Source organism: Paraburkholderia sp. BR10936 (assembly GCF_040965735.1).
Classification (GTDB): Bacteria; Pseudomonadota; Gammaproteobacteria; order Burkholderiales; family Burkholderiaceae; genus Paraburkholderia; species Paraburkholderia nodosa_A.
On record NZ_JBFRCM010000009.1, the window covers coordinates 137,735 to 162,946 of the forward strand.

Annotated in this window: 22 protein-coding genes; 12 read left to right on the forward strand and 10 right to left on the reverse strand. The window is 66.4% G+C overall.

Annotated features, from left to right (window positions below; all coding sequences use genetic code 11):
* Positions 1-44: 44 nt before the first annotated feature.
* The 3 genes from AB4Y36_RS20085 (at position 45) to AB4Y36_RS20095 (ending at position 3,242) form a co-directional block, all read left to right on the forward strand.
* The gene (locus AB4Y36_RS20085; protein WP_368683912.1) at positions 45-1,271 is read left to right on the forward strand and encodes a benzoate/H(+) symporter BenE family transporter; all 1,227 of its coding nucleotides are present in this window, start codon (positions 45-47) and stop codon (positions 1,269-1,271) included.
* A 307-nt stretch (positions 1,272-1,578) separates the two neighbouring features.
* Positions 1,579-2,538, forward strand: coding sequence for a transaldolase (gene tal / locus AB4Y36_RS20090; RefSeq protein WP_069265363.1), 960 nt, complete (start codon positions 1,579-1,581; stop codon positions 2,536-2,538).
* 278 nt (positions 2,539-2,816) lie between these two features.
* Positions 2,817-3,242: a VOC family protein gene (locus AB4Y36_RS20095; RefSeq protein ID WP_342947921.1), complete on the forward strand. Its 426-nt coding sequence runs from the start codon at positions 2,817-2,819 to the stop codon at positions 3,240-3,242.
* Between the two features lie 36 nt (positions 3,243-3,278).
* Here AB4Y36_RS20095 and AB4Y36_RS20100 read toward each other — a convergent pair whose 3' ends face one another.
* From AB4Y36_RS20100 to AB4Y36_RS20115, 4 genes are all read right to left on the reverse strand, one after another.
* Complete coding sequence (locus AB4Y36_RS20100) at positions 3,279-4,394, reverse strand: FUSC family protein (RefSeq protein ID WP_368683977.1); 1,116 nt, start codon at positions 4,392-4,394, stop codon at positions 3,279-3,281.
* A 219-nt stretch (positions 4,395-4,613) separates the two neighbouring features.
* Entirely contained in the window at positions 4,614-6,164 is a 1,551-nt protein-coding gene (mctP, locus tag AB4Y36_RS20105; protein WP_069265366.1) for a monocarboxylate uptake permease MctP, read from the reverse strand.
* Positions 6,161-6,394 (reverse strand): DUF3311 domain-containing protein, encoded by a 234-nt coding sequence (locus AB4Y36_RS20110; RefSeq protein ID WP_342920986.1) that lies wholly within the window; start codon positions 6,392-6,394, stop codon positions 6,161-6,163. Before AB4Y36_RS20110 ends, mctP begins: the two co-directional genes overlap by 4 nt.
* A gap of 322 nt (positions 6,395-6,716) precedes the next feature.
* A complete protein-coding gene (locus AB4Y36_RS20115; RefSeq protein WP_368683913.1) occupies positions 6,717-7,655 on the reverse strand; it encodes a spermidine synthase in 939 nt (312 codons plus the stop codon).
* 243 nt (positions 7,656-7,898) lie between these two features.
* Between AB4Y36_RS20115 and AB4Y36_RS20120 the strand changes: the two genes are divergently transcribed.
* Together AB4Y36_RS20120 and AB4Y36_RS20125 are read left to right on the forward strand one after the other, a co-directional pair.
* Complete coding sequence (locus tag AB4Y36_RS20120) at positions 7,899-8,666, forward strand: hypothetical protein (protein WP_368683914.1); 768 nt, start codon at positions 7,899-7,901, stop codon at positions 8,664-8,666.
* A gap of 31 nt (positions 8,667-8,697) precedes the next feature.
* Entirely contained in the window at positions 8,698-9,285 is a 588-nt protein-coding gene (locus AB4Y36_RS20125) for a hypothetical protein (protein WP_069265370.1), read from the forward strand.
* Between the two features lie 69 nt (positions 9,286-9,354).
* On the opposite strand, the gene AB4Y36_RS20130 is transcribed toward AB4Y36_RS20125, so the two are convergent.
* The 4 genes from AB4Y36_RS20130 to AB4Y36_RS20145 all read right to left on the reverse strand — a co-directional run bounded on the left by AB4Y36_RS20130 (position 9,355) and on the right by AB4Y36_RS20145 (position 14,158).
* Positions 9,355-9,855 carry a DNA-deoxyinosine glycosylase gene (locus AB4Y36_RS20130; protein WP_368683915.1) on the reverse strand — a complete coding sequence of 167 codons (501 nt, stop codon included), beginning with the start codon at positions 9,853-9,855 and terminating at the stop codon, positions 9,355-9,357.
* Between the two features lie 19 nt (positions 9,856-9,874).
* Positions 9,875-10,531 carry a chorismate lyase gene (locus tag AB4Y36_RS20135; RefSeq protein WP_368683916.1) on the reverse strand — a complete coding sequence of 219 codons (657 nt, stop codon included), beginning with the start codon at positions 10,529-10,531 and terminating at the stop codon, positions 9,875-9,877.
* Positions 10,532-10,644: 113 nt separating this feature from the next.
* Positions 10,645-12,558, reverse strand: a complete 1,914-nt coding sequence (gene htpG / locus AB4Y36_RS20140; RefSeq protein ID WP_368683917.1) for a molecular chaperone HtpG — start codon at positions 12,556-12,558, stop codon at positions 10,645-10,647.
* 112 nt (positions 12,559-12,670) lie between these two features.
* Positions 12,671-14,158 (reverse strand): PLP-dependent aminotransferase family protein, encoded by a 1,488-nt coding sequence (locus tag AB4Y36_RS20145; protein ID WP_368683918.1) that lies wholly within the window; start codon positions 14,156-14,158, stop codon positions 12,671-12,673.
* A 195-nt stretch (positions 14,159-14,353) separates the two neighbouring features.
* Between AB4Y36_RS20145 and AB4Y36_RS20150 the strand changes: the two genes are divergently transcribed.
* The 7 genes from AB4Y36_RS20150 (at position 14,354) to AB4Y36_RS20180 (ending at position 22,842) form a co-directional block, all read left to right on the forward strand.
* Positions 14,354-15,043, forward strand: coding sequence for a VOC family protein (locus AB4Y36_RS20150; RefSeq protein ID WP_368683919.1), 690 nt, complete (start codon positions 14,354-14,356; stop codon positions 15,041-15,043).
* A 22-nt stretch (positions 15,044-15,065) separates the two neighbouring features.
* Complete coding sequence (locus tag AB4Y36_RS20155) at positions 15,066-15,971, forward strand: DMT family transporter (protein ID WP_368683920.1); 906 nt, start codon at positions 15,066-15,068, stop codon at positions 15,969-15,971.
* 108 nt (positions 15,972-16,079) lie between these two features.
* The gene (locus AB4Y36_RS20160) at positions 16,080-17,279 is read left to right on the forward strand and encodes a PLP-dependent aminotransferase family protein (RefSeq protein WP_368683921.1); all 1,200 of its coding nucleotides are present in this window, start codon (positions 16,080-16,082) and stop codon (positions 17,277-17,279) included.
* Between the two features lie 72 nt (positions 17,280-17,351).
* Positions 17,352-17,816 carry a RidA family protein gene (locus AB4Y36_RS20165; RefSeq protein ID WP_069265377.1) on the forward strand — a complete coding sequence of 155 codons (465 nt, stop codon included), beginning with the start codon at positions 17,352-17,354 and terminating at the stop codon, positions 17,814-17,816.
* Between the two features lie 137 nt (positions 17,817-17,953).
* Entirely contained in the window at positions 17,954-18,832 is an 879-nt protein-coding gene (locus AB4Y36_RS20170; RefSeq protein WP_368683922.1) for a PhzF family phenazine biosynthesis protein, read from the forward strand.
* A 319-nt stretch (positions 18,833-19,151) separates the two neighbouring features.
* Positions 19,152-21,527: an EAL domain-containing protein gene (locus AB4Y36_RS20175; protein ID WP_368683923.1), complete on the forward strand. Its 2,376-nt coding sequence runs from the start codon at positions 19,152-19,154 to the stop codon at positions 21,525-21,527.
* A 109-nt stretch (positions 21,528-21,636) separates the two neighbouring features.
* On the forward strand, positions 21,637-22,842 hold the full coding sequence (locus AB4Y36_RS20180) for a chromate transporter (RefSeq protein WP_368683924.1): 1,206 nt from the start codon (positions 21,637-21,639) through the stop codon (positions 22,840-22,842).
* Between the two features lie 20 nt (positions 22,843-22,862).
* On the opposite strand, the gene AB4Y36_RS20185 is transcribed toward AB4Y36_RS20180, so the two are convergent.
* Both AB4Y36_RS20185 and AB4Y36_RS20190 read right to left on the reverse strand, forming a co-directional pair.
* Positions 22,863-23,885, reverse strand: coding sequence for a histone deacetylase family protein (locus AB4Y36_RS20185; protein ID WP_368683925.1), 1,023 nt, complete (start codon positions 23,883-23,885; stop codon positions 22,863-22,865).
* 23 nt (positions 23,886-23,908) lie between these two features.
* Complete coding sequence (locus tag AB4Y36_RS20190; protein WP_368683926.1) at positions 23,909-25,180, reverse strand: Zn-dependent hydrolase; 1,272 nt, start codon at positions 25,178-25,180, stop codon at positions 23,909-23,911.
* Between the last annotated feature and the right edge of the window lie 32 nt (positions 25,181-25,212).

The window sequence follows — 25,212 nt, forward strand, 5'->3', positions numbered from 1 at the left end:
CGCCCGATGCCGTCATACCTACGCAAAATCCGGAGACCAACCGCATGACCGCCCCCTCTTCCCCCGACCTGCCAGCGGCGTTCAGGCCGGGACCGCTGCGGCCTTTCGCCGACACCTCGGTCGCCACGATCGTGGCCGGCTTCGTCGCGATGATGACCGGCTACACCAGCTCGCTCGTGCTGATGTTTCAGGCCGGCCAGGCCGCGCATCTGTCCGACGCGCAGATCTCCTCGTGGATCTGGGCGCTGTCCATCGGCATGGCCTTGACCACCATCGGCCTGTCGCTGTGGTTGCGCGCGCCCATCGTGATCGCGTGGTCCACGCCGGGCGCGGCGCTGCTCATCAGCTCGCTGCCGCACGTGCCTTATGCCGAGGCGATCGGCGCTTATCTCGTCTGCGCCGTGCTGCTCACGGCCGTGGGCCTCACCGGCTGGTTCGACGCGCTCATGAAGCGCGTTCCCGCGGGCATCGCGGCGGCGCTGCTCGCGGGCATCCTGTTCGAGATCGGCATCGAGATCTTCCACGCCGCGCAGGTGCAGACGCCGCTCGTGCTCACGATGTTCTTCGGCTATCTGTTCGTGAAGCGCTTCGTGCCGCGCTACGCGATCGTCGCGACGCTCGTGATCGGCATCGCCGCCGCCGCCATGCTCGGGCTGCTCGACTTCAGCCATTTCCGCGTGGCGGTGGCCAGACCCGTGTTCACGATGCCAGCGTTCTCGCTCACCGCGGTGGTGAGCATCGGCATTCCGCTCTTCGTCGTGGCGATGGCCTCGCAGAACGTGCCCGGCATCGCCGTGCTGCGCGCCGACGGCTACGACCACACGGCCGCGCCCTCCTCGCCGCTGATCGCCACCACGGGCATCGCCTCGCTCGTGCTCGCGCCGTTCGGCTCGCACGGCGTGAACCTCGCCGCGATCACGGCGGCGATCTGCACCGGCCCGCACGCCCACGAAGACCGCACGAAGCGCTACATGGCGGCCGTCTGGTGCGGCATCTTCTACCTGATCGCCGGCACCTTCGGCGCGACCATCGCGGCACTGTTCGCGGCGTTCCCGCAGGCGCTCGTGGTGTCGATCGCGGCGCTTGCGCTGTTCGGCTCGATCATGAGCGGCCTCACCAACGCCATGCAGAACCCGAGGGAGCGCGAAGCCGCGCTCATCACCTTCATGGTGACGGCTTCCGGGCTTACGCTGCTGTCCATCGGCGCGGCGTTCTGGGGGCTCGTGGCTGGGGTCATGACACAGTTCGTGCTCAACGCGCGGCGCGCCTGACGCGGGCGAGCCCCCGCCGCGTGCGCCCGCCAACGCCGCTGGCACGGTGTGCGCGGCGCGTTTGTCATGCGCCCTGCCCGCGCGAAACGCAACGCCATGCGTTTCCGCCATAAAATGACGATGTGAGCCGCGCCCGGACGCGCGGCAAGATGCGCCCCACCCGGTTCCCCGCCCAATCCGCGCGGGCCGTGCCGCAAAGGCGCAGCGCCTTTCTCGTTCCGCCCGGCGCACCTCGGGTTCACGCCTGAAGCGCGCCGGCCGTTCAACTCTCACCGATGCAGGCGCGCACGCGCCCACAAGGCCTGACATGACTACCGCACTCGACCAGCTCAAGCAGTACACCACCGTCGTCGCCGATACGGGCGACTTCCAGCAATTCGTGCAGTACAAGCCGCAGGACGCGACGACCAACCCGTCGCTGATCCTCAAGGCGGTCCAGAAAGCCGAGTACCGTCCGCTGCTCGAAAAAACCGTGCGCGATCACGCGAGCGAGTCGCTCGAGTCGATCATCGACCATCTGCTGATCGCCTTTGGCACCGAAATCCTCAAGATCATCCCGGGCCGCGTCTCGACCGAAGTCGATGCCCGCCTCTCGTTCGATACGAAAAGGTCGATCGACAAGGCGCACCACATCATCGACCTGTACAAGCAGGCCGGCATCGGCCGTGAACGCGTGCTGATCAAGCTCGCCTCCACCTGGGAAGGCATCCGCGCCGCCGAAGCGCTGCAAAAGGATGGCATTCACTGCAACATGACGCTGCTGTTCTCGCTCGCGCAGGCCGCCGCGTGCGCCGAAGCGGGCGCGCAGCTCATCTCGCCGTTCGTGGGCCGTATCTACGACTGGTACAAGAAGGCCAAGGGGGCCGACTGGGACGACGCGAAGGACGGCGGCGCAAACGACCCGGGCGTGCAGTCGGTGCGCAAGATCTACGCGTACTACAAGAAGTTCGGCCACAAGACCGAGGTGATGGGCGCAAGCTTCCGCAACACGAGCCAGATCGTCGAGCTGGCCGGCTGCGACCTGCTCACCATCAGCCCGGACCTGCTGCAGAAGCTCCACGACAGCAACGAGAAGGTCGAGCGCAAGCTCTCGCCGGAAGCGTTCAAGGACGCGAAGATCGAGCGCGTGGCCGTGGACGAGTCGTCGTTCCGCTTCCAGCTCAACGACGATGCCATGGCGACCGAAAAGCTCGCCGAAGGCATCCGCGCGTTCGCCGCAGACGCGATCAAGCTCGAAAAGATGATCGAAGAACTGCGCGCGAAGTAATGCGCCGGCGCGCCCACGCAGCGCGCATTGCCGTATCGATGACCGAGGAGGGCCGCACAGGGAGCACGTGCGGCCCTTTGTTTTACGGGGCGGACTGCAACGACCGTTCCCGTCTGCACGCTCGCAAACCCTGACGACACACCGCTCGGTCACGTCATCGCGCGCGCCTAGAATCAGGGCAGCGGCGCAACCCGCCGCGCGATCCGGCCCCGTGCACACCCTCGCACGGAATCGCACGATCAAGGCCGGCCAACGTCCCGTCCGCAAGGAAACCGACGATGCAAATCCAGCCCTATCTCTTTTACCCCGGCAACTGCGATGAAGCGATCGCGTTCTATGGCGAAGCGCTCGGCGCGAAGGAAGTGATGAAGATGCGCTTCAAGGAAGCGCCGCCGGACCCCGCGCGCCCCATGCCGCCTGAATTCGCTGAAAAGATCATGCACGCGACGCTCCAGATCGGCGATGCGCAGATCATGGTGTCCGACGGCGGCTGCATGACGCAGAACGACAAGTTCCTCGGCTTCGGCGTCTCGCTGACCGGGTCCGACCTCGCCACGGCCGAACGCTACTTCAACGCGCTCGCCAAAGGCGGTACGGTCACGATGCCGTTCCAGAAGACCTTCTGGTCGCCCGGCTTCGGCATGCTGACCGACAAGTTCGGCGTGCCGTGGATGGTCTCGGCACCGCACGAGCAGCCCGCCTGATCGTCCGCCGGCGCGACCGGAGAAGCGCGCCCGGCGTCACACCATGCGGTGCGTCGCGGCGCGCTCGATGTTCCAGCGCGGCTCGGTCTCGAGCAGGAGCGCACGCAGGCGCTCCACCTGCTCCTCCACACGCAGGCTCAGCCAGTAGGGTCCCTGCATCTGCGGCTCGGGGCAGCCCTGCGGCAGAGCCTGCGTGCTTTCCTGGTCGGACTCGGCCACGCCGTCGCCCCCGCCACTGCCCTCTGCCCGTGCCCCGACCGTGCGCAGCGCCTGCTGCGCCGCCTCGGGGTGACGGCCGCCGCCAAAACGCAGCGCCCGCGCCGTGGCGAGCAGCGCACGGCGCACGGTCTCGCTGCGCTCGGCGAACGCCACGCGCACGAGCGCCTGCTCGTAGCTGCCCGTGCCCGTACAGAGCATCTCCAGCGCGCTCAGCAGCGACCGATGCAGGCGCTGCACCTGTTCGAGCCGCGCGAGCGGCATGTCGATCTCCTTGGCGACCGAGGGCATCAGCGCGCGCAGTTGCACGAGCCGTGCGTTCAGGCGCATGAAGGTCTGCACCTGCTCGTCGGCGTCGACGTGCACGCCGTTCGCCACCTGCGCATAGACGCGCGCGCAGTCGCGCAGATTGTCGGCGAGGCTGTAGCGCCACGAATACGTCGCGTGCAGCGGCAACGCAAACGAAAACACGAGCGCGATGACGATGCCGAGGATCACGTTGAGCGTGCGCCAGAGGCCCGTATCGATGAGGTTGTCGCCGTGCCCCGCGACGATGCACATGGTGATGGCGGCCAGCAGCGCGACGTAGCCGGGCTTGCCGATGGCGTAGTAGCCGCACACGGCGGCGACGAGCGACATCAGCACGTAAGTGAGCGCCACGGAACCGGAAATGGCCTGCACGGCGATGAGCGAGAGCCCGATCACGGCGCCGAGCAGCGTGCCGAGCGCGCGCTCGGCGGCCTTCTTGCGGATGTTGCCCTGGTGCTGCAGTCCGCCGATCACGACGAGCAGCGTGACCGACGCCCAGATGCCGTGCGGAATATGGATGCCCGACGTGGCGAGAATCGAGGCGAGCATGGCGAGACCCACGCGCACGCTGTGGATCACCTTGGCGTTGCGGTAGCGATAGTACGGCGAGGCCAACGCGCGCCACATGCGCGCGAGACGCGAGCGGCAGCGCGGCGCCCGCAGGCGTTGCGCGCCGCTGCGCCCGGATCGGGAACGGGATTCGGTTTGGGACGAGGCCATGGCACGGGCTGAACGTGAGCCGGATCAGCGATCATCGTGCACCAGAAAAACAAATGCCCGCAACTGTTGTGTTGCGGGCATTTTCGCTAACGCCACGCCCCGCGGCTCGCGCCGGGCATGGGGACATCAGCCCTCGACGACGTCGAGATAGTCTTCCGGACGCGTGCGGTCCGCGCCCTTCTGCATGCCGACCACGTGCACGAGGGCCGACACGACGATCGCGACCACGAGGTTCACGATCAGCGACCACACCGCGGCGTAGCCCGGAATCGCCATGCCGAACAGGTGGATCGTGAAGATCGAGCCCTTCAACTGCAGCGAGATCGCCATCCACGTGCCCGTGGCAATGCCGGCCGCCCACCCGATCAGCAAACCGCGATAGTCCAGCATGCGCGTGTAGAGACCGAGCACGATGGCGGGCAGCGTCTGGATGATCCAGATACCGCCGAGCAGCTGCAGCTGGATCGCGTACGTGAGCGGCAGGCCCAGGATGAACGCCACCGCGCCGACCTTCACGATCAGCGAGACCAGCTTGGCGATGTTGGTCTCCTGCTCGTGATTCATGTTGCGGTTGATGAACTCCTTGTGGATGTTGCGCGTGTACAGATTAGCAGCCGCAATCGACATGATCGCCGCGGGAACCAGCGCGCCGATACCGATGGCCGCGAACGCCACGCCCACGAACCACGACGGGAAGAAGTGCAGGAACAGCGCCGGCACCGCGAAGTTCGGACCGAAGGCCTTGAAGTACGGCGCGAATTCGGGCATGTCCTTCACGCCGGCGGCGAGCGCCATGTAGCCGAGCAGCGCGAGCAGACCGAGCACCAGCGAGTACGCCGGCAGCATCGCCATATTGCGGCGGATGGTGTTGCCCGACGACGACGACAGGATGGCCGTGACCGAGTGCGGGTACAGGAACAGCGCGAGCGCCGACCCTACCGCCAGTGTCGCGTAGGCGCTATAGCCGTTCAGACTCGTGGCGTCCGGCGACTTGAGCAACAGCTTGGCCGGCGGCACCGCGCCGAAGATGTGGCCGAAGCCGCCCATCTGCGCGGGAATCACGATGATCGCGACGATGATCGTGATGTAGATGAGGATGTCCTTCACCACGGCGATCATGGCCGGCGCGCGCAGGCCCGACGTGTACGTGTACGCGGCGAGAATCGCGAACGCGATGATGAGCGGCAGGTCGCCGACAAAGCCCGTCGTGTCGAAGCCGAGCGCGCCGATCACCACTTCGATACCCACCAGCTGCAGCGCGATATACGGCATGGTCGCGACGATGCCCGTCACGGCGATGGCGAGCGCGAGCATGCGGCTGCCATAGCGCGCGCTCACGAAGTCGGCCGAGGTGACGTATTGATGGCGCTTCGCGACGGCCCAGAGCTTCGGGAACACGACGAACGCGAACGGATAGATCAGGATCGTGTACGGCAGCGCGAAGAAGCCCGTTGCGCCCGCACCGAACACGAGCGCCGGCACGGCAATAAAGGTGTACGCGGTGTAGAGGTCCCCGCCGAGCAGGAACCAGGTGACGATCGTGCCGAAACGGCGGCCGCCGAGGCCCCACTCTTCGAGGTGCGCGAGGTCGCCCTTGCGCCAGTGCGCGGCGACGAAGCCGAGCACCGTGACGCCGAGGAAAAACAGGATAAAGACAATCGTTGCTGTGACGTTCATTGCGCGCCCCCTTCATCGCCCTTGCGGGTCTTCGTCTTGAAGTAGACGAGCGCGGTAATGACTGCGCTGATCAGCACCCAGAGAAGCTGATACCAGTAGAAAAACGGGAAGTCCCACAGAGTGGGCTCGATTCTGTTGTAAGACGGCACCCAGACCATGGCGATCCAGGGCAGCAGCAAAAGCCACAGCCAATGCTTGCTTGGTTTTCCGGCGTCGGCGTCGTGAGCCATGACGTCTCCTCGTTGCTTATGTAGTTATGCGGCCTTGCTTTGTCTGCGGTCCGCCGCCCGGCGTGAGGCGGCCGATGGCCTCACGGACGGATGGTCCGCAAGGTCCCCGAAAGCGCAGAAAAGAGTATCGAGGCCACGCCGCACGGTCAAGCAGGGCGGACCCCAATTCCGAGGACGTTGTCAAGAGCCAACGGCTTGAGCCGCGTCCTGATAATTGGCCGGAAATGCGCTATGCAGGCGAGCAGGCGAAAAAAAACCGGCCAAGGGATGCCCCTGAAGCCGGTTTTCCGTGCCGCAACGGCGTTGCCGCCGTTCGCGCGGATCAGATCGAGAACGTTGCGCCGTGCTGGCCGCTCGATTCGCGCAGCGCCTTGACCCACTGGTGCGCCGGCAGGCCGAGCTTGCTTTCGAGCAGACGCGCGCGCTTTTCGAGCGCATCGAAGGTGACTTCGAGCGCCGGGCCCGAGAACGCGAGCGCCACGCGATTGCCTTCGTGCACTTCGGGCAGCGCGATCACGCGGCCCTCGAAGGCTTCGTTCAGGCGCTTCATGTTGCGCACGAAGCTCGGGTGGTCGCCGAACAGGTTGATGGTCGCAACGCCCGCATTGGTCAGGCAGGCACGCACGGCGCGGTAGAACGCCACGCTGTCGAGTACCGGGCCGCGCGCGGTCGCATCGTACACGTCGATCTGCAACGCGCCGATGGTGCCGTGATTGGCGCGATCCTGCACGAAGTCCCACGCGTCGAGTTCGCGCACGGTGAGGCGCGCGTCGTCGTACGGCAGATCGAACATCGTGCGCGCGGCCACCACGACCGCCGGATTCAGTTCGATCGCCTCGACCTTCGCGGGACGCAGATAGCGGTGCGCGAACTTGGTGAGCGCGGCGGCGCCCAGACCCAGTTGCACGATGCGCTCGGGCGTGGCCAGGAACAGCAGCCAGGCCATCATCTGCTGCGCATATTCCAGTTCGATGTGCAGCGGCTTCGCCAGACGCATCGCGCCCTGCACCCACTCCGTGCCGAAGTGCAGATAGCGCACGCCGTTCTCTTCCGAGAACGTGACCGGCGCGAAACGCGGCTTGCGCGGCGTTTCGATGACCGGGGCGTTGTCGAGTTCTTCGGCGGCAGCGGCGGCAGCGGCGCGGTGCGGGCGCTTCGTGACCTTTGCGGTCTTGCTCGCGGTGTCGCCCGATTGCGTCGCGTTGCCGGTTTGCTTGAATGCGCGGGCCTCGGCTGAGGCGCGCTTGATGAGAGTCGTCATGTAGAAAATCGCTTGCTGTGGGGGCGCAAATGCAGGTGCATTTGCTCAGGCGACCGAGAGCATAGCATTCGCGGCGCTTCGGGCCTGATTTCGCAGGCACTTCGAGCGCCTGGCCCACGCGCTGCGCGAGTCAGTGACTGTCGCCCGGGGCGCCTGGCATGTGCGTCATTGGCAAAATGATCAGGGGCAGACGTTTCTTGTTCATTATGGTCTCGTGTCCCGACGGGATGAGCGCGCCGCAGCGTGCTGCGGAACCATGCTAGCGCGGCGAGATTGCAGCGCGCTTATGTTGCGTGCGCCAGCACTCGTAGGCGCATCGGTGCGCAGTCTCGCAGACTCAAGATTCGCAATTCAGCGCCGATATTCCTCCAGGAGACCAAAACTGATCCGGCGCACAAGACCGAAAGTCTCCGAGGCAGCAGAGTTCCGCAATCACAAGGTAAAACAAATATGTTCAACACCGTGCGAACCATCGGCGTGATCACGCCGCTCCTGTTTCTGACCGCATGTGCTGTGGTCGCTCCGCCGTACTCTCCCGACGTCGACAATATCCAGTCGCTCAAGAACGTGACCGCAGCGCACGCGAAAGTCGGCGCATTCGATTCCCAGGCAGACGCAAAAAATCCGTATCCGGTTCCCTTGCGTGCAAATAGCTTGAAGTCGCCGGTCGGCAATTCATTCGGCGCCTATCTTGCCGATGCAATGACGAAGGAATTGCAGATGGCCGGCAAGCTTTCTCCGGAAAGCGATGTCGAGATCAAGGCGACGCTACTGGAAAACGACATCGACGTCGGCGTTGCAACCGGCGCTGCACGACTGTCGGCACGCTTCATCGTGATGCGATCGGGCAGCGTGCGTTATGACCAGGTGAAATCCGCGCACACGCAATGGGATTCGGCGTTCGCGGCCATGATCGCAGTACCGAAGGCGCGCGAAGAATATCCGCTCGCCGTGCAGAAGTTGCTCGGCGAACTCTACGCCGACCCTGCCTTCATTCAGGCAATCCAATAACTCAACCAGCCTACACCGGGGAACGAACACCATGACAATGATTCGAATGATCGCAGCGGCAAGCGTGGTCGCCGCACTTTCAGGCTGTGCGCACGAAATTTCGCTGACCGGCGACGCAAGCAAGATTCCGACGCTCTCGACGCAACCGCTCGACAAGTCCGTGGGTCTCGTGATTACGGACGACGAGTTGTCGAAGGAAGTGATCACGCCCGGCGGCGGCGGCGACAAGGTGAGCTATCACCCGTACCACGACCTCGAACTGCCGATGTACGTTGGACTCGGTCACGTGTTCAAGAACGTGACCAAGCTCAAAAGCGCACCGGATGCGGCAACGATTCAGGCCAAGCATCTCGACTACGTGATCACGCCGACGATCAAGACGACGTCGTCGTCCCCTAGCCTTCTCACCTGGCCGCCCACGGATTTCTCGGTCACGCTTGCCTGCACCGTCACGGACCCGAGCGGCCAGACCGTGACCACAACGGACGTGACGGGAACCGGCCACGCGGAGTTTAGTGAGTTCAAGCGCAACTTCAGCCTGGCTGGCCAGCTTGCAACGGCCGATGCGGTGACCAGGTTGCAGTCGGCGCTCGCGACGGCGCCCGAATTGCAGAAGTAACGCTTCGACGGCGCGGCTGGAGCGACTATCCGGCCGCGCACTTTTGCCGTGTATTGACAGGTGCAGCGGTCACGGCGAAACCCACTTGCGCAGCTTCTCCCACTCGCGCAACTTTCCCGCATAAGGCACGGCCGCATACGCCGGGCTGCTCGACGGTAGCTTGACGAGATCGAGCGATACGCGGCTCACCGCCAGCGCCTGCGTGCCGATCTTCGCAGCCGTCCCGCCGTTGAACGCAATACACGCCAGATTGGGCAACGTGGCGATCAGTGCCACGAGATCGTTCGCCGCGTGGTCGCGAATGCGGCTATCGAGACTGCCTTCGCGTTTCGCTTGCGCAATGACGTCCCACAGCCCCACGCGATGCTCGAGCAGCGCTTGCAGTCGCGCTTCGTAGTTCATGCCCGGCAGCGCTTCGCCAATCACATCGCCGATCAAATGCCAGAACTTGTTCTGCTTATGCGCGTAATACTGCTGATGCGCGAGCGACGCCTCGCCAGGCAGACTGCCGAGGATGAGCACACGCGTGCGTGCATCGACGACGGGATCGAAGCAGCGCTTGAAGGTCATGGCAACGGATGCGGCACGTTCAACGCGGCGCGTGATGCGCGCGCGAGGCGGTGTGATCGAGCGGGCCGCGTTCGCGTCCGAGATGCACGCCGGCTTCTTGCGCCAAAGGTCCGCTTGCGAGGCGCGACCACAGCGCGGGCAGCATGCATTCGGTCACGAGCAGCGGCGCGCCTGCGCGCTCGAATACCGAGCGGCGCGCGACGAACGCATGCGGCGTGTGCTTCGCCTCGATCATGAGCTCGCGCGCCGCGAGTGTATGGAGCGGATGCCGCGCGCTTACGCGCCGGCTCACGAGCGCGGAGCGCGCCACACCGCTATCGCTATAGAGAAGTTCCGCGAGCGGCCGCGTACGTAAGCGGCGCATGGCCTGCCACACGCCTTGACTCGCGGCGAGTGGCGTCACGCTGTGCGCGGCGACGAACGGCACACCATCGACTTCGAGCACGATCTCGCGCACCCACGCGCGCTCGCGCGGCGCCAGACCGAGCGCGGCACATTCATCGGACCAGGGCATGTCGACGGCTTCGCGCGTGACCCGCACCACGACGCGGCCGAGCGTGCGCAAATGCGCCGTGAGCGAACCGCCGCGCGTGAGCCAGTCCTTCTGGTCGGCGCTCAAGGCGGGCAAGGGCGTGACGCGCCAGTGCGCGTTAGCGGCATCGAATCGAAGAGGCATGGCGCGCATTATAGGCTGCGAGGATTTCAGTTCGCTGCAAGCGCGGCGGACAAAAGAAAAACCCCTTGCAGCAGGTAGCCGCAAGGGGTTTCGCTCACGCAAAGCCGCGCGCTTTATCCGGCGCGGGCAATCAGCAACGCGTTCGTACGCTTGACGAAGCTGGCCGGATCTTCCAGCGCGCCGCCTTCCGCCAGCAACGCCTGATCGAACAGCAGATTGCACCAGTCGCCGAAGTCCGCGCTATCGGTGCGCAGCGCCTTCACGAGCGGATGCTCCGGGTTCACTTCGAGGATCGGCTGCATCTGCGGAGCATTTTGTCCCGCCGCCTTCAGCATGCGCTGCAGATAGCCGCTCATGTCGCCTTCGTCGGCCACGAGGCACGAGGGCGAATCGGTCAGGCGGAAGGTGAGACGGACGTCCTTGGCCTTGGCCTTGAGCGCTTCCTTCATGTGCTCGACGAGCGGCTTCAACTCTTCGCTCACCTTCTCCTGCTGCTGCTTTTCCTCGTCGTTGAGCGCGCCGAGGTCGAGGTCGCCGCGCGCCACGCTCGCGAGCGGCTTGCCGTCGAACTCGTTCAGGAACGACAGCATCCACTCGTCCACACGGTCCGTGAGGAGCAGCACTTCCACGCCCTTCTTGCGGAACACTTCGAGGTGCGGGCTGTTCTTCGCGGCTTGCCACGTATCCGCCGTGACGTAGTAGATCTTCGTCTGCTCGGGCTTCATGCGCGCCACGTAGTCGGCGAGCGTGACGGTCTGCTCGTTCGTGTCGTTGTGCGTGGACGCGAAACGCGCGAGCTTCGCCACGCGCTCGCGATTGGCGTGATCCTCGCCGATGCCTTCCTTGAGCACCTGGCCGAACTCGGCCCAGAACGTCGCGTACTTCGCCTTGTCCTCTTCGCTTGCTTCGGCGTCCGTAACAGCGTTCGCCATCTCTTCGAGCATCGAGAGCACGCGCTTGGTCACGCCGTCGCGAATCGCCTTGACGTCGCGGCTTTCCTGGAGGATTTCGCGCGAGACGTTGAGCGGCAGATCGCTCGAATCGACCACGCCCTTCACGAAGCGCAGATAGTTCGGCAGCAGCTGCTCGGCGTCGTCCATGATGAACACGCGCTTCACGTAGAGCTTCAGACCGCTCTTGTGATCGCGATTCCACAGGTCGAACGGCGCATGCGACGGCACGTAAAGCAACTGCGTATATTCGCTGCGGCCTTCCACGCGGTTATGCGTCCACGCGAGCGGGTTCTGGTGGTCGTGCGCGAGGTGCTGATAGAACTGCTGATACTGCTCGTCGCTGATCTCGCTCTTCGAACGCGTCCACAGCGCGCTCGCCTGGTTGATGGTCTCGTACTCGTCCTTCGTGACCATCTCGCTCTTTTCGGCGTCCCATTCTTCCTTCTTCATCTCGATGGGCAGACCGACGTGATCCGAATACTTCTGGATGATCGACTTGATCTTCCATGCGGAAAGCAGCTCGTCCTCGCCTTCGCGCAGATGCAGCGTAATCGTCGTGCCGCGCTGCGCGCGCTCGATCGCCTCGACGGCGAACTCGCCCTCGCCCGCGCTCGTCCAGCGCACGCCTTCGCCCGCCGTCAGGCCCGCGCGGCGGCTTTCCACGGTGATCTTGTCCGCGACGATGAAGCCCGAATAGAAGCCCACGCCGAACTGGCCGATCAGCGCCGCGTCCTTCTGCTGGTCGCCCGAGAGCTTGCCGAAGAATTCCTTCGTACCCGAGCGCGCGATCGTCCCGAGGTTCGACACGGCTTCGTCATGGCTCATGCCGATGCCGTTGTCGTCGATCGTGATGGTGCGCGCTTCCTTATCGAAGCCCACGCGGATGCGCAGATTCGGATCGTTCTCATAGAGCGCGCTGTTCGCGATCGCCTCGAAGCGCAGCTTGTCCGCCGCGTCCGATGCGTTCGAGATGAGTTCGCGCAGGAAGATTTCCTTGTTGCTGTACAGCGAATGGATCATCAGGTGCAGAAGCTGTTTCACTTCTGCCTGGAAGCTCATGGTTTCTTGTGCCATGGTCGAGTCCTCTTACGTTGCAGTTCTAGTCTGACAAATTTGTGGCCGCGAGTTCTCGGCAATTCGCATCGCGGCGCGCCGCCCGCCCAGTTGGGGACAGACGGCACCGTTTTCAAGAGCCGCCCCGCCGGCCCACGCCTTCGAGGTAGTCGGCGAGGAACGCGGGCAGCGCAGGGTCGCCGCAGTTGGCGATGTTGAAGCGCATCCACGTGGTCGGCGACTGGTGCGGCGAGAACAGGCTCCCCGGCGCGAGGAGGAAACCCGCTTCGTGGCCCGCCGCGGTGAGCGCATCCGCGTCGACGCCCGTGTCCGCCCACAGGAACATGCCGGCGCCCGGCGCCGCAAAAAGGCGCAGGCCGGCGCGCTCCAGCATGCGCTCCGCCTTGTCGCGCACGCCGTCCAGCCGTGCACGCAGGCGCTCCACGTGACGCCGGTAGTGACCCTCCGTGAGCACGCGGTACAGCACACGCTCATTGAGTTCCGGGCTCGTCATGCCGACGAGCATTTTCTGGTCCGCCACCGCCTGGGTCACGTCGAGCGCGCTCGCGATATAGCCCACGCGCAGGTTCGGTGCGAGCGTCTTCGAAAAGCTGCCGAGATAGATCACGCGGCGAAGCTGGTCGAGGCTCGCGAGGCGCGTGGCCGGATAGCCGGCCGGGCAGAGGTCGCCGTAGATATCGTCTTCGACGACGATGAAATCGTACTGTTCGGCAAGCCGCAGAATGCGGAACGCCTGCGCGGCGGTAAGCGAGGTGCCCGTGGGATTTTGCAGCACCGAATTGATGACGAGCATTCTCGGCCGCCAGGTCTCGACCAGCGCTTCGAGCGCGTCGAGGTCCGGCCCGTCTGGCGTGTACGGCATGCCGACGAGCCGCGCGCCCTGCGAGGCGAAGCGCCCGAACATCTGGAACCACGCGGGGTCGCCCACGATCACCGTGTCGCCGGGCTGCACATAGATGCGTGCGAGCAGGTCGATCGCCTGGGTGATGCCGGAGACGAGCACGATCTGGTCGGGCGTCGCGCCGATCTCGAGTTCCGCCATGCGCGTCTGGAGTTGCTGGCGCAGCGGCAGGAAGCCTTGCGGTGAGCCGAAGCCCAGCAGTTGCGTGCCGCTCTGGCGGCCAAGCGAGCGCATCGCGCCGGTCAGCAGCTCGCCATCCAGCCAGCGCGCGGGCAGATAGCCCAAACCCGGCCCTTTTTCCGGCCGCGTGGATGTGTGAAGCATGTTGCGCAGCAGCCAGACCACGTCGATGGTGGGCGGCGCGGGGGCAGCAACCGCGTCGGCGCGCGCCGGGACGCCCGCAGTCAGCGGCTGGCGTTCGCCGCCGGCCACGAGCGCCAGCCGCTCGCGCACATAGAAACCGGAACCGCGCCGCGAGTCGAGGTAGCCCTGCGCGACCAGACGCTCGTACGCCTCGACCACGGTGAAGCGCGAGACGCCCTTGTCGAGCGCGAGCTTGCGGATGGACGGCATGCGCATGCCGGGCCGGAACACGCGCTCCTCGATGCGGCGGCGGCCCCACTGCACGAGCTGGTCGACGAGCGTGAGCGTCGCCGCGTCGTGCGGGGCGGGAATCTGGTCTAGCGGTACGGAGGACATGAGGACTCCCTGAACTCGAACTGTACAGAGCACTATCGGGCCGATTGTACCGTTACTGTCTGCCACCATACCGGTACATTTGATCGCATGCGTACCGGTAAGGATTCGGTAGCGGCGTCGGCACACTGTCCAGGCGCAGGCTCCTGTCCCCCTTCTCTCCGGCCCCTCCGTATTTTTGGCTCCGCTCGACCGCCCATGAACGCCTCGCCGCTTCGCCTCGATCATCTCGTCGTTGCCGCGCGCACGCTGGAAGAAGGCGTGACGTACGTGAGCGACGCGCTCGGCGCCGCGCCCGCGGGCGGCGGCGCTCACCCGCTCATGCGCACGCACAACCGTCTGCTCGGGCTGTGGGGCGGTGCGTATCTGGAAGTCATCGCGGTCGATCCGGCGGCGAAAAGCGACGCGAACGCCCGCGCGCGCCTGTTCGCGCTCGACGACCCCGCCGTACTGGCGCGCCTCGAACAGGGGCCGTACCTGTCGCATTGGGTCGCGCGCGTCGATCCGCCGAAGAGCCTCGCACGCTGGCGCGAGCAGTATCCCCAGCGCATTCCCGCGCTCGTGCCGATGACGCGCGGCGACTTCTCGTGGCAGCTCACCGTTCCGGAAAACGGCGCTTTCCCGGCCTGGCAAGGCGCGGGCGACGGCATTTTGCCCTCGCTGATCCAGTGGGATACGGCGCATCATCCGTCGCAGGTTCTGGCCGACATCGGCATCGCGCTCACGTCCCTCACCGGGTTTCACCCAGAGGCGCAGGCGGCGCGCGAGCAGTTGCAGTGGCTCGGCGCGGCGCACCTGATCGCCGTGGAGGAAGCCCTCTCGCCCGCGCTCGTCGCGCAGTTCGAAACCCCGTCCGGTCCGCGCACGCTCGGCGCGCCGGCACGCTGATCCGTCGAGCGCAAAGTCCCGCATGAAAGCACGCGAAACCCAAGGCATGCTGCTCGGCCTCGTCGGCGTCATGATCTTTAGCCTCACGCTGCCGATGACGCGCATCGTCGTCGCCGAATTCCACCCGCTTCTGAACGGCCTCGGCCGCGCACTCGCCGCCGCCGTGCCGGCCGCGCTGCTGCTCGCCATCCGTCGCGAGACATGGCCCACCTGGCCGCAGGTCAAGAGCCTCGCCGTGGTGTCGCTTGGCGTGATCGTCGCGTTTCCGGTGTTTTCCGCCTTCGCGATGAAGACCGTGCCGGCCTCGCACGGCGCCATCGTCAACGGCCTGCAGCCGCTCGCCGTGGCGATCTACGCGGCGTGGCTCTCGCACGAGCGGCCCTCGAAGGCGTTCTGGGCCAGCGCGCTCATCGGCAGCGCTCTTGTGGTCGCGTTCGCGCTCCAGGCGGGCGGCGGCTCGCTGCATGCGGGCGACGCGTGGATGCTCATCGCGGTGGGCATCGGTGCGCTCGGCTACGCCGAAGGCGCGCGCCTCGCGCGTCAACTGGGCGGCTGGCAGGTGATCTGCTGGGCGCTCGTGCTCTCGGCGCCGTTCCTCGCGCTGCCGGTGGGCTGGCTCGCATGGGCGCATCACGTGGCGCACCCCGGCCCCGTCGCGCTCAAGACCTGGCTCGCCTTCGGCTACGTCACGCTGTTTTCGCAGTTCATCGGCTTTTTCGCGTGGTACGCGGGGCTCGCCATGGGCGGTACGGCGCGCGTGGGCCAGGTACAGCTGCTGCAGATTTTCTTCACGATGGCGTTCTCGGCGCTCTTTTTCGGCGAGCAGGTCGCGCCCTCGGCGTGGCTCTACGCGGCCGCGGTGATCGCCACAGTCGTACTCGGTCGCCGCGCGGCGATCGGCACGGCCCCGGCGCCCGCGCGCGCATGAGCCGGTTTCGCGTCATAATTCAAGGTTTTCGGCGGCATCCGGCGGCGCGCGATCGCGCCCCATGCCGCCGCTGAACAGTCACTCGCCTCACCCCAACAAGGAGACCCCATGGACCAGAGCGATCTCAAGGCCGCGCCCGCGTGGCAACTGTCCGAGCGTGCAATCAAGCTGACCAGCTCGGCGATTCGCGAAATCCTGAAGGTCACCGAGCGTCCCGAAGTCATTTCGTTCGCGGGCGGCCTGCCCGCGCCGGCCAGCTTCCCGGCCGAGGAAATGCGCGCCGCCGCCGACCGCATCCTGCGCGACGACCCCTCGGGCGCCCTCCAGTACAGCGCGACCGAAGGCTATATGCCGCTGCGCGAATGGATTGCCGCGCGCCACTCGGTGGGCGGCGTGACGGTGCGTCCCTCGCAGGTGCTCATCACCACGGGTTCGCAGCAGGCGCTCGACCTGATCGGCAAGGTGCTGGTCTGCCCCAATAGCCCCGTGCTCGTGGAAACGCCCACCTACCTCGGCGCGCTGCAGTCGTTCTCGCTTTACGAGCCGAAGTACGTCCAGGTCCCGACCGACGAAAAAGGCCTCGTGCCCGAAGGCCTGACGCCCGAACTCACGGCCGGCGCGCGCCTGCTCTACGCGATCCCGAACTTCCAGAACCCCACGGGCCGCCGCCTGCCGCTCGAACGCCGCCGGGCACTCGCGGAATTCGCGAAGCACTCGCCGTTCCCCGTGATCGAAGACGACCCCTACGGCGCGCTCCTCTACGCGGGCGAGCCGCTGCCGACGGTGCACTCGCTCGCGCCCGAGCATGTCGTGCATCTGGGCTCGTTCTCGAAGATCCTGGCCCCGGGCCTGCGCGTGGGCTACATCATTGCGCCCGAAGACCTGCACTTCAAACTGGTGCAGGCCAAGCAGGCCACCGATCTGCACACGCCGAGCTTCACGCAGCGCATCGTCTACGAGGTGGTGAAGGACGGCTTCCTCGACACGCACATCCCGAAGGTGCGCGCGCTCTATCGCGACCAGTGCGAGGCGATGCTCGACTCGCTCAAGCGCAACATGCCCGAAGGCGTGAGCTGGAACCGCCCCGAAGGCGGCATGTTCATCTGGGTGACGCTGCCCTCGAACATCGACAGCATGAAGCTGCTGGCCGAAGCCGTCGCGCAGAACGTGGCCTTCGTGCCCGGCGCGCCGTTCTTCGCCGACGAGCCGCAACACAACAAGCTGCGCCTGTCGTTCGTCACGGTGCCGCCCGCGAAGATCGAAGAAGGCGTCGCGAAGCTCGCGGCCCTGATCCGCGCGCACGCCTGACGCAAGCCCGGCGAAGGCCTGGCGCAGCGCCAGGCTCTTTCCGACTCAACACCCGAACGAGGAATCCTGATCATGGCTGACATCAACATCTACGACCGTCTCGAACAGCTCGGCATCACCCTGCCCCAGGCAGGCGCGCCCGCCGCGGCCTACGTGATGAGCGCCCAGAGCGGCAACACGGTGTACCTGTCGGGTCACATCGCCAAGAAGGACGGCAAGGTGTGGGCCGGCAAGCTCGGCGAGTCGCTCACGACCGAGGAAGGCAAGGCCGCCGCGCGCTCGATCGCGATCGACCTGCTCGCCACGCTGCACGCCCACACGGGCGACCTCAACAAGGTCAAGCGCGTGGTCAAGCTCATGAGCCTCGTGAACTCGACGCTCACCTTCACGGAACAGCACGTCGTCACGAACGGCGCTTCGGAGCTGATCGCCGACGTGTTCGGCGAGAAGGGCAAGCACGCGCGCTCGGCCTTCGGCGTCGCGCAGATTCCGCTTGGCGCATGCGTCGAGATCGAGCTGATCGCCGAAGTCGAGTAAGCGACATCGGCGAGCTTCGGTAAGGTGCGCGGACCCGCATCCAGGTCCGCGCACTGGCTCGTATTTTTCTGTTGTGCGTTCGCGCAACCTGGCGCACCTCTTGCGTCGCGCCTTACCCCTTCCATGATCGTCCCGCCATGACCCAGCCCAGCGTCCGCTTCAAACAGGTCGACGTCTTCACGTCGGTACCCTTCAAGGGCAACCCGCTCGCCGTGGTGTTCGACGCCGACGGTTTGAGCGGCGACGAGATGCAGGCCATCGCGCGCTGGACCAATCTCTCGGAAACCAGCTTCCTGCTCGCCCCGACCGACGCGCGCGCCGACTACCGCGTGCGCATCTTCACGACCAAAGGCGAACTGCCCTTCGCAGGCCATCCGACGCTCGGCACGGCGCATGCGTTTCTCGAAAGCGGCCGCACGCCGAAGACGCCCGGGCGCCTCGTGCAGGAATGCGGCGCCGGTCTCATCGATCTGGCCGCCGCGGAGAACGGCGCATGGGCCTTCGCCGCGCCGCCCGCGCGCGTGACGCCGCTCGCCGCCGCACAGTTCGACGCATTGCGCGCGGCGCTGCGCTCGAACGCCGTCGACTTCTCGGCCGCGCCCTGCGGCGTCGACAACGGCGCGCCCTGGCTCGTCGTCCGTCTCGCGTCGGCGCAAGTGGTGCTCGCGCTCGACGTCGACTACGAGGCGATCGAAGCCGTTGCCGCGAGCGTGGGTGCACATGGCGTGGCCGCCTACGGCCCGCACGAGGCCGATGGTCCCGCAACCTTCGAAGTGCGCTGCCTCATGACCGGGCTCGGCAAGGGCGAAGACCCCGTCACCGGCAGCGCGAACGCCGCCATCGCCATGCTGCTCGAACAGCAGAACCGACGTTCGGGCGCACGCTATACAGTGCGCCAGGGCACGGCGCTCGGGCGCGACGGGCGCGTGCGCGTCGACTATGACGATGCGGCGAAAAAGATCTGGATTGGCGGCCACTCGGTGACCGTCGTCGACGGGACCTGCCGGCTCGGCTAAGCGCCCGCAGCGGCACCCCGATTCATGCAAGGCGCATCGACCACGATGCACCGCCTCGCAGCTATGCACCGCACATCAGCATCGCGCGCGGGTTGAGGCGACCCTCGCGTATACCCGAGGGACCACAGCTTCCTTAATCATTCCCCAACCAGTAATATCGAAACATCGGACGCACGACGCGTCCGGCGTGCATTGCGCGCGCGCAATGCACGTATTCCCCCAGCCATCCGTCCTTCATGCCGCCGACTCAACCGAGCGCATCCTTGCCGTTCCGGCCGCCGCATCCGCGGTGTGAGTTCCCGCGCCTACGGCGGCCGCGATGAGCGCCACGCGGGTTCCGTTCTCGCGCGATTCGAGCCTGCGCAACGCGCCCGGCCCGGCATACACGCGTCCGCGCGCGCTGCTCGCCATTCCGCTGCTCGGCGTGCTGGTGCTCGTGCTGCTGTGGGCGGTCATCTTCACGCGTCTCTCAGTCGAGAAGGAAGCGACCATGCGCGAGGCCACGGCCTCGGCGGCGATCCTCTCGGCGGCGCTCGAACAGCACACGGTCAAGGCGATCCACCAGGTCGACCAGATCACGCGCTTCGTGAAGTACGAGTTCGAAAAGTCGCCGGGCCGCTTCGATCTCGGCAGCACAGTCGAAAAGGGTGTGGTGCAGAGCGACTCGCTCGTGCAGGTGTCGATCATCGACGAGCACGGCACGCTCGTCGCCAACACGGCCGATCCGAATCCCAAGCCCATCGACCTCTCGGACCGCGAGCACTTCAAGGTGCACGAGCACGAGAACGACGACCAGCTCTATATCAGCAAGCCGGTGCTCGGCCGCGTGTCCGGCCACTGGACCCTGCAGATGACGCGCCGCCTCAATCACCCGGACGGCTCGTTCGCGGGCGTCGTCGTGGTTTCTGAGGACCCGAGCTACTTCACGAGCGACTTCTACAACAACGCCGCGATCGGCCGCGACGGCGTGATCGCCGTGATCTCGGACAGCGGCGCCGTGCTCGCACGCCGCACGGGCAGCGCCGAGCGCGCGAACGGCACGTTCTCCGCGAGCGGCGTGTATCCCATTTCCGAGCATGTGTCGGGCACCTACGTCGACCCGATCGATCACGTGACGCGCATCGTCTCGTACCGCCATATCGATGGCTATCCGCTCGCCGTGCTGGTCGGTCTCTCGCAGGCCGAGGAATTTGCCGACTACAACCACACGCGCGACGTCTACCTGATGATGGCGACGTTCATCTCGCTCGCCATGCTCTCGTTCTTCGCCGTGGCCACGGGACTGATCGGCAAGCTGCTCGGGCGCGAGCGCGAGATGTCGCAACTCGTGCAGTACGACCTCCTCACGGGCCTGCCCAACCGCTACGCCACGCTGCAGCGTTTGCGCCATGAGGTCTCGCAGCCGGGCAACCTCGGGCGGCTCGCCATCCTCTTCATCGACCTCGACAATTTCAAGACGGTCAACGACACGCTGGGCCACAACGCCGGCGACATCGTGCTGCAGATGAGCGCCGCGCGCCTCGCCGACGCCGTGGGCGGCGCGGGCACGCTTGCGCGCATCGGCGGCGACGAGTTCGTGGTGATCGTGAAGGGCGACGACATCGAAAAACGCGCCATCGCGCTCGCCGAAGCCACCAACGCCGCGTTCACGCATCCGTTCGACGTGCGCGGCAGCGCCTTCGTGCTGCACGCGAGCACGGGCATCGCGCTCTTCGCGGTCGCGCACGAAAGCGAAATCGATCTGCTCAAGAAAGCCGACCTCGCGATGTACGCCGCCAAGGAGGCCGGACGCAACTGCTTTCGCTTCTACTCGCCGCAACTCGCCCACCGCGCCGACCACCTGATGAAGTGGGAGCAGCAGCTGCGCGTCGCGCTCGCCGAGGACCAGCTCTTTCTCGCCTACCAGCCGAAGATCGATCTGCGCCGGCGCTGCATCACGGGCTTCGAGGCGCTCGTGCGCTGGAACCATCCGCAATACGGACTCATTCCTGCGGGCGAATTCATTCCTGTGGCCGAATCCACGGGCCTCATCGTGCCCGTAGGCGACTTCGTGATCCGTACCGCGTGCGCGCAACTCGCGCAGTGGCAGCAGCAGGGCTACGAGTCGCTCACGCTCGCCATCAACATCTCGGCGGTGCAGTTCTGGCGCGGCGACCTGTACGAGACCGTAGCGCGCGCCATCGAGGAAACCGGCATTGCCGCGCACCGGCTCGAACTCGAGATCACCGAAACCGCGATGATGGAGTACCCGGAGCTCGTTTCGGAAAAGATCTTCGCGCTGAAGCGCCTTGGCGTGCGCGTCGCGCTAGACGACTTCGGCACCGGCTATTCGTCGCTGTCCTACCTGAACCGCTTCGCCGTCGACACGCTCAAGGTCGACCGCTCGTTCGTGCAGGCCATCCCCGCCGACCGCAGCGTGTGCGTGATGGTCTCGGCGATCGTCAATCTCGCGCGCTCGCTCGGGCTCACGGTAGTCGTCGAGGGCACCGAAACCGAAGAGCAGATCGCGTGGCTCTCCGCGCTCGGCCCGATCGAGGCGCAGGGCTTCCTGTTCTCGCGCCCCGTGCCCGTGGAAGGCGTGGCCGCGCTGATCGAGCGCTTCGGCGTCTGTAGCGCGACGCAGCCGGCGGGCACGCAAGCCGCACGCGAAGATCGCCGCAACGAGCGCCTGAGCGACGCGCCGCAATCGCGCTGACGCGAGGCCGGCGCGCAGATTGCGCATTGTCCACGCTTTCCAGTGAGTTGCGCGAACCGCGTGCCTTCGCGCACAGATCCGCACTGACCTTCGCCCGCACGATGCAGCCATGCAAACCCGCACCGACGAAGCGATCGCGGCGCCAATCCGCGACCATCACGAACCGCTCCTGACGCTCTTTCGCGTCGTGCTGACCGTGTCCGCGGTCTCATGGGGCGGCCTCGCACTCATGGCGCAACTCGAGCAGCACTACGTGGAGCGCGAAGCGCGTCTCACGCAAACCGCATTCTCGGATCTGGTAGCACTCGCCTGGATGGTGCCGGGGCCGGTAGGCTGCAACGTCGCGGTGCAACTCGGCCATGCGCTGCGCGGACGCGCGGGCGCGTGGGTCGCGGGCGTGGCGAGCGTGCTGCCCTTCTTCGCGCTGATGACGCTGTTCGCCATTTTCTACCGCACGCCGCTCGTGCATGCGGTCGCCTCGCGCACGCTGCTCGACCATTTCAGCGTGGTGCTCGCCATGCTGATCGGCGTGACCTGGTACAGGCAGACGCGTGCGCTCGTGCGCGGCCCGCTCGAATGGGGCGTGGCGATCGCTGCCTGTGCGGCCCTCGCGCTCGCGGCGAGCGGCGCGGCCTACGTGGCGATTCTGCTCGTCGCGTTTGCCGCGGGCTGGCTCGCAAGCCCCGTGCCTTCGCAGCGGCTCGAATTACGCGTGACACGGCGCGATGGGCAATTGCTCGCCGCGCTGGCCGCGCTGATCGTCGTGTTCGCGCTGCCGCTGCCGCATCCGCTCGACTCGGCGCTGCTCTGGCCGCGTCTCGCGGGCGCGGGCATGACGCTGTTTGGCGGCGGCTTTTCGGCGCTGCCCGTGCTGAAAACGCTGTTCGTCACGCCCGCGATCGGCATCACCAACGACGACTTCACGCTGGCGTTCACGCTCTCGCCGCTTTCGCCGGGGCCGCTCCTGAACGTGGTGCCGTTCTTCGGCTATCTCGTCGATGGCTGGGTCGGCGCGCTCATCGCCACGCTCGCGCTGTTCGTGCCGTCGGGCTGCCTCGTCGTGCTCGCGCGGCGGCACCTGCACCGCATGAAGGCGAACCCGCGCTTCGAGCACGCCATGCGCGTGCTGCGCGCCGCGACCACCGCGTTCCTCGCGATCGCCGTCTGGCATATCGCGCGGCACGTGCCGCTGCATCTGTCTTATCTGCTGACGGCCGTCTTCTCGGCGATGTGCTTCGGCAAGCTCAAGCTCCCCGCTTACGCGGTCTACGCGACGGTAGGACTCGCGTGCGGGGCGTGGCTGCTGCTGGCCTGAAGCGCACGTTCACGCGCTGATCAGCGCGCTCCCGTAAAACCGCCGAAGAATGCGCGTGCGTTGTCTTCGAGGCTTTCGAGGTGATAGCCGCCTTCCTGCACGATCACCGAAGGCAGGCCGAGCGCGCCGATCTCCGCGCCGAGCCGGCCGAAACCCTCGGTGGTCACGGCGACTTTCGACTGCGGATCGTCCTTGTAGATGTCGAAGCCGAGCGCCAGCACGAGCGCGTCCGGCTCGAAGCGCCTGAGCACCCGCAGCGCCGCCTTCACGCGCTCGAAGAAGTCGGCTTCGGACGCGCCATGCGGCATCGGCAGATTGACGTTGTAGCCCTCGCCAGCACCGTTGCCGCGCTCTTCCTCGTAGCCCGCGACCACGGGATAGAAGTTGGTCGGATCGCCGTGAATCGAGATGTAGAGCACGTCGCTGCGGCCGTAGAAGATCTCCTGGACGCCCTGGCCGTGGTGCATGTCGGTGTCGAGGATCGCCACACGCTCGAAGCGGCTGCGCAGCGACTGCGCCGCGATGGCCGCGTTGTTCAGATAGCAGAAGCCGCCCGCCGCGTCCGCGCGGGCATGGTGGCCGGGCGGACGCGAGAGCGCGTACGACTCGCGCGCGCCTTCGTTCACGCATGCGGCCGCCGCCAGCGCGCTTTGCGCCGACCAGTAGGCCGCACGCCAGGTATTCGTACCGATGGGGCAACTGCCGTCCGCGAGATAGCGCGCCGCCTGCGCGAGCACGCCACGCAGCGGATTCGGCTCGCGCACGTAGATGTTCGACATCACCTCTTCGCCCCAATCTTCGGGCACGCGCTTCCATTCAGTGTGCGCTTCTTCGAGAAAACGCAGATAGTTCATGTCGTGCACGGCGGCGATGGGCGCGGTGCCGAAATCGGCGGGCGCCTGCACGTCGAAGCCAAGCGAGCGCGCCGCGGCAACGAGATGCTCGGCACGCTGTGGCACTTCCTGCGGCGCACGCAACTGGCCGCGCGAGAAATAGGCGCGCGGATGGTGCAGCAGCTGATCGGGGTGAAACCAGGTTTTCATGCTCAGTTCTCCTTCTATTTCTTTTACGCGTCGGCCGGGTTTTCCACTTCAACGGCCAGGCGCACGCCCGCGCGCGCCGCGACGGCGTTGAGCAACACGTTCGCGCCGGCCGTGATGTCTTCCGGCAGAGCGTCCTCGGCTTCGTTGTGCGAAAGACCGGCCACGCAGGGAATGAACACCATCGCGGTCGGGCAGTAGCGCGCGAGGTGGATCGCGTCGTGGCCCGCACCGCTCACGATACGCTCGTGCGGATAACCAAAGCGCGCCGTTGCCTGCGCGACCAGCTCGACGCACCGCGCGTCGAACGGCGTGGCAGGGCTCGTCCAGCAATGCGCGATCTGCGCACCAAGGCCGCGCTGTGCGGCGACGTCCGCGCATAGCGCGCGCAAGTCGCGCTCCATCGCGTCGAGCTGCGCATCGTCGGGATGGCGCAGATCGACCGTGAACGTCAGGTTCGCCGCAATCGTGTTGCGCGACGAGTTTGCGATCTGCGCCTGGCCGATCGTCACGAGACCGCGCGGTGCGTAGCGCGCCATCGTGCGTTCGATCTCGAGCGACATCTGCGCCGCGCCGAACCATGCGTCCTTGCGATAGCGCATCGGCGTCGTGCCCGCGTGCGCGGCCACGCCCGTCACGTTCACGTCGAACCAGCGGATCGCCTGGCCGCCCGTCACGACGCCGATGGTCGTCTCGTTCGCCTCCAGAATCGGGCCCTGTTCGATATGAGCTTCGAAGTAGGCGTCGACGGCGACGCCTTGCACGGCGCGCGTGCCGCGCACGCCGCATGCGTCGAGCGCGGCGCCGAGCGTCACGCCGTCGGCGTCCGTGCGCGAGAGTGCCTCCGCCAGCGTCATCGCGCCAGTGAAGACCGCCGAGCCCAGCATCGCCGGCGTGAAGCGCGCGCCCTCCTCGTTGGTCCACGAGCAGATTTCGATCGGCTTCACGGTGCGTGCGCCCGCGTCGTTGAGCGCGCGCACGACTTCGAGAGCGGCGAGCACGCCGTATACGCCGTCGAAGCGGCCGCCTTCGGGCTGCGAGTCGAGGTGGCTGCCCATCAGCACCGGCGCAGCCTGCGCATCGTCGCCTTCGCGGCGCGCGAACAGGTTCCCCACTTCGTCGGTCCACACCGTCATGCCCGCCTCGCGGCACCAGCGCGCGAACAACTCGCGCCCGCGCCGGTCTTCTTCGGTGAGCGCGAGGCGGCGCACGCCGCCGCCCGCCGTCGCGCCAACACGCGCCATCTCCATGAGGCTCGCCCACAGGCGCGGGCCGTCGATCTGCAAAAGGTCTTTCATCGGTCCATCCATTTCAGTCGAACTATTCAAAC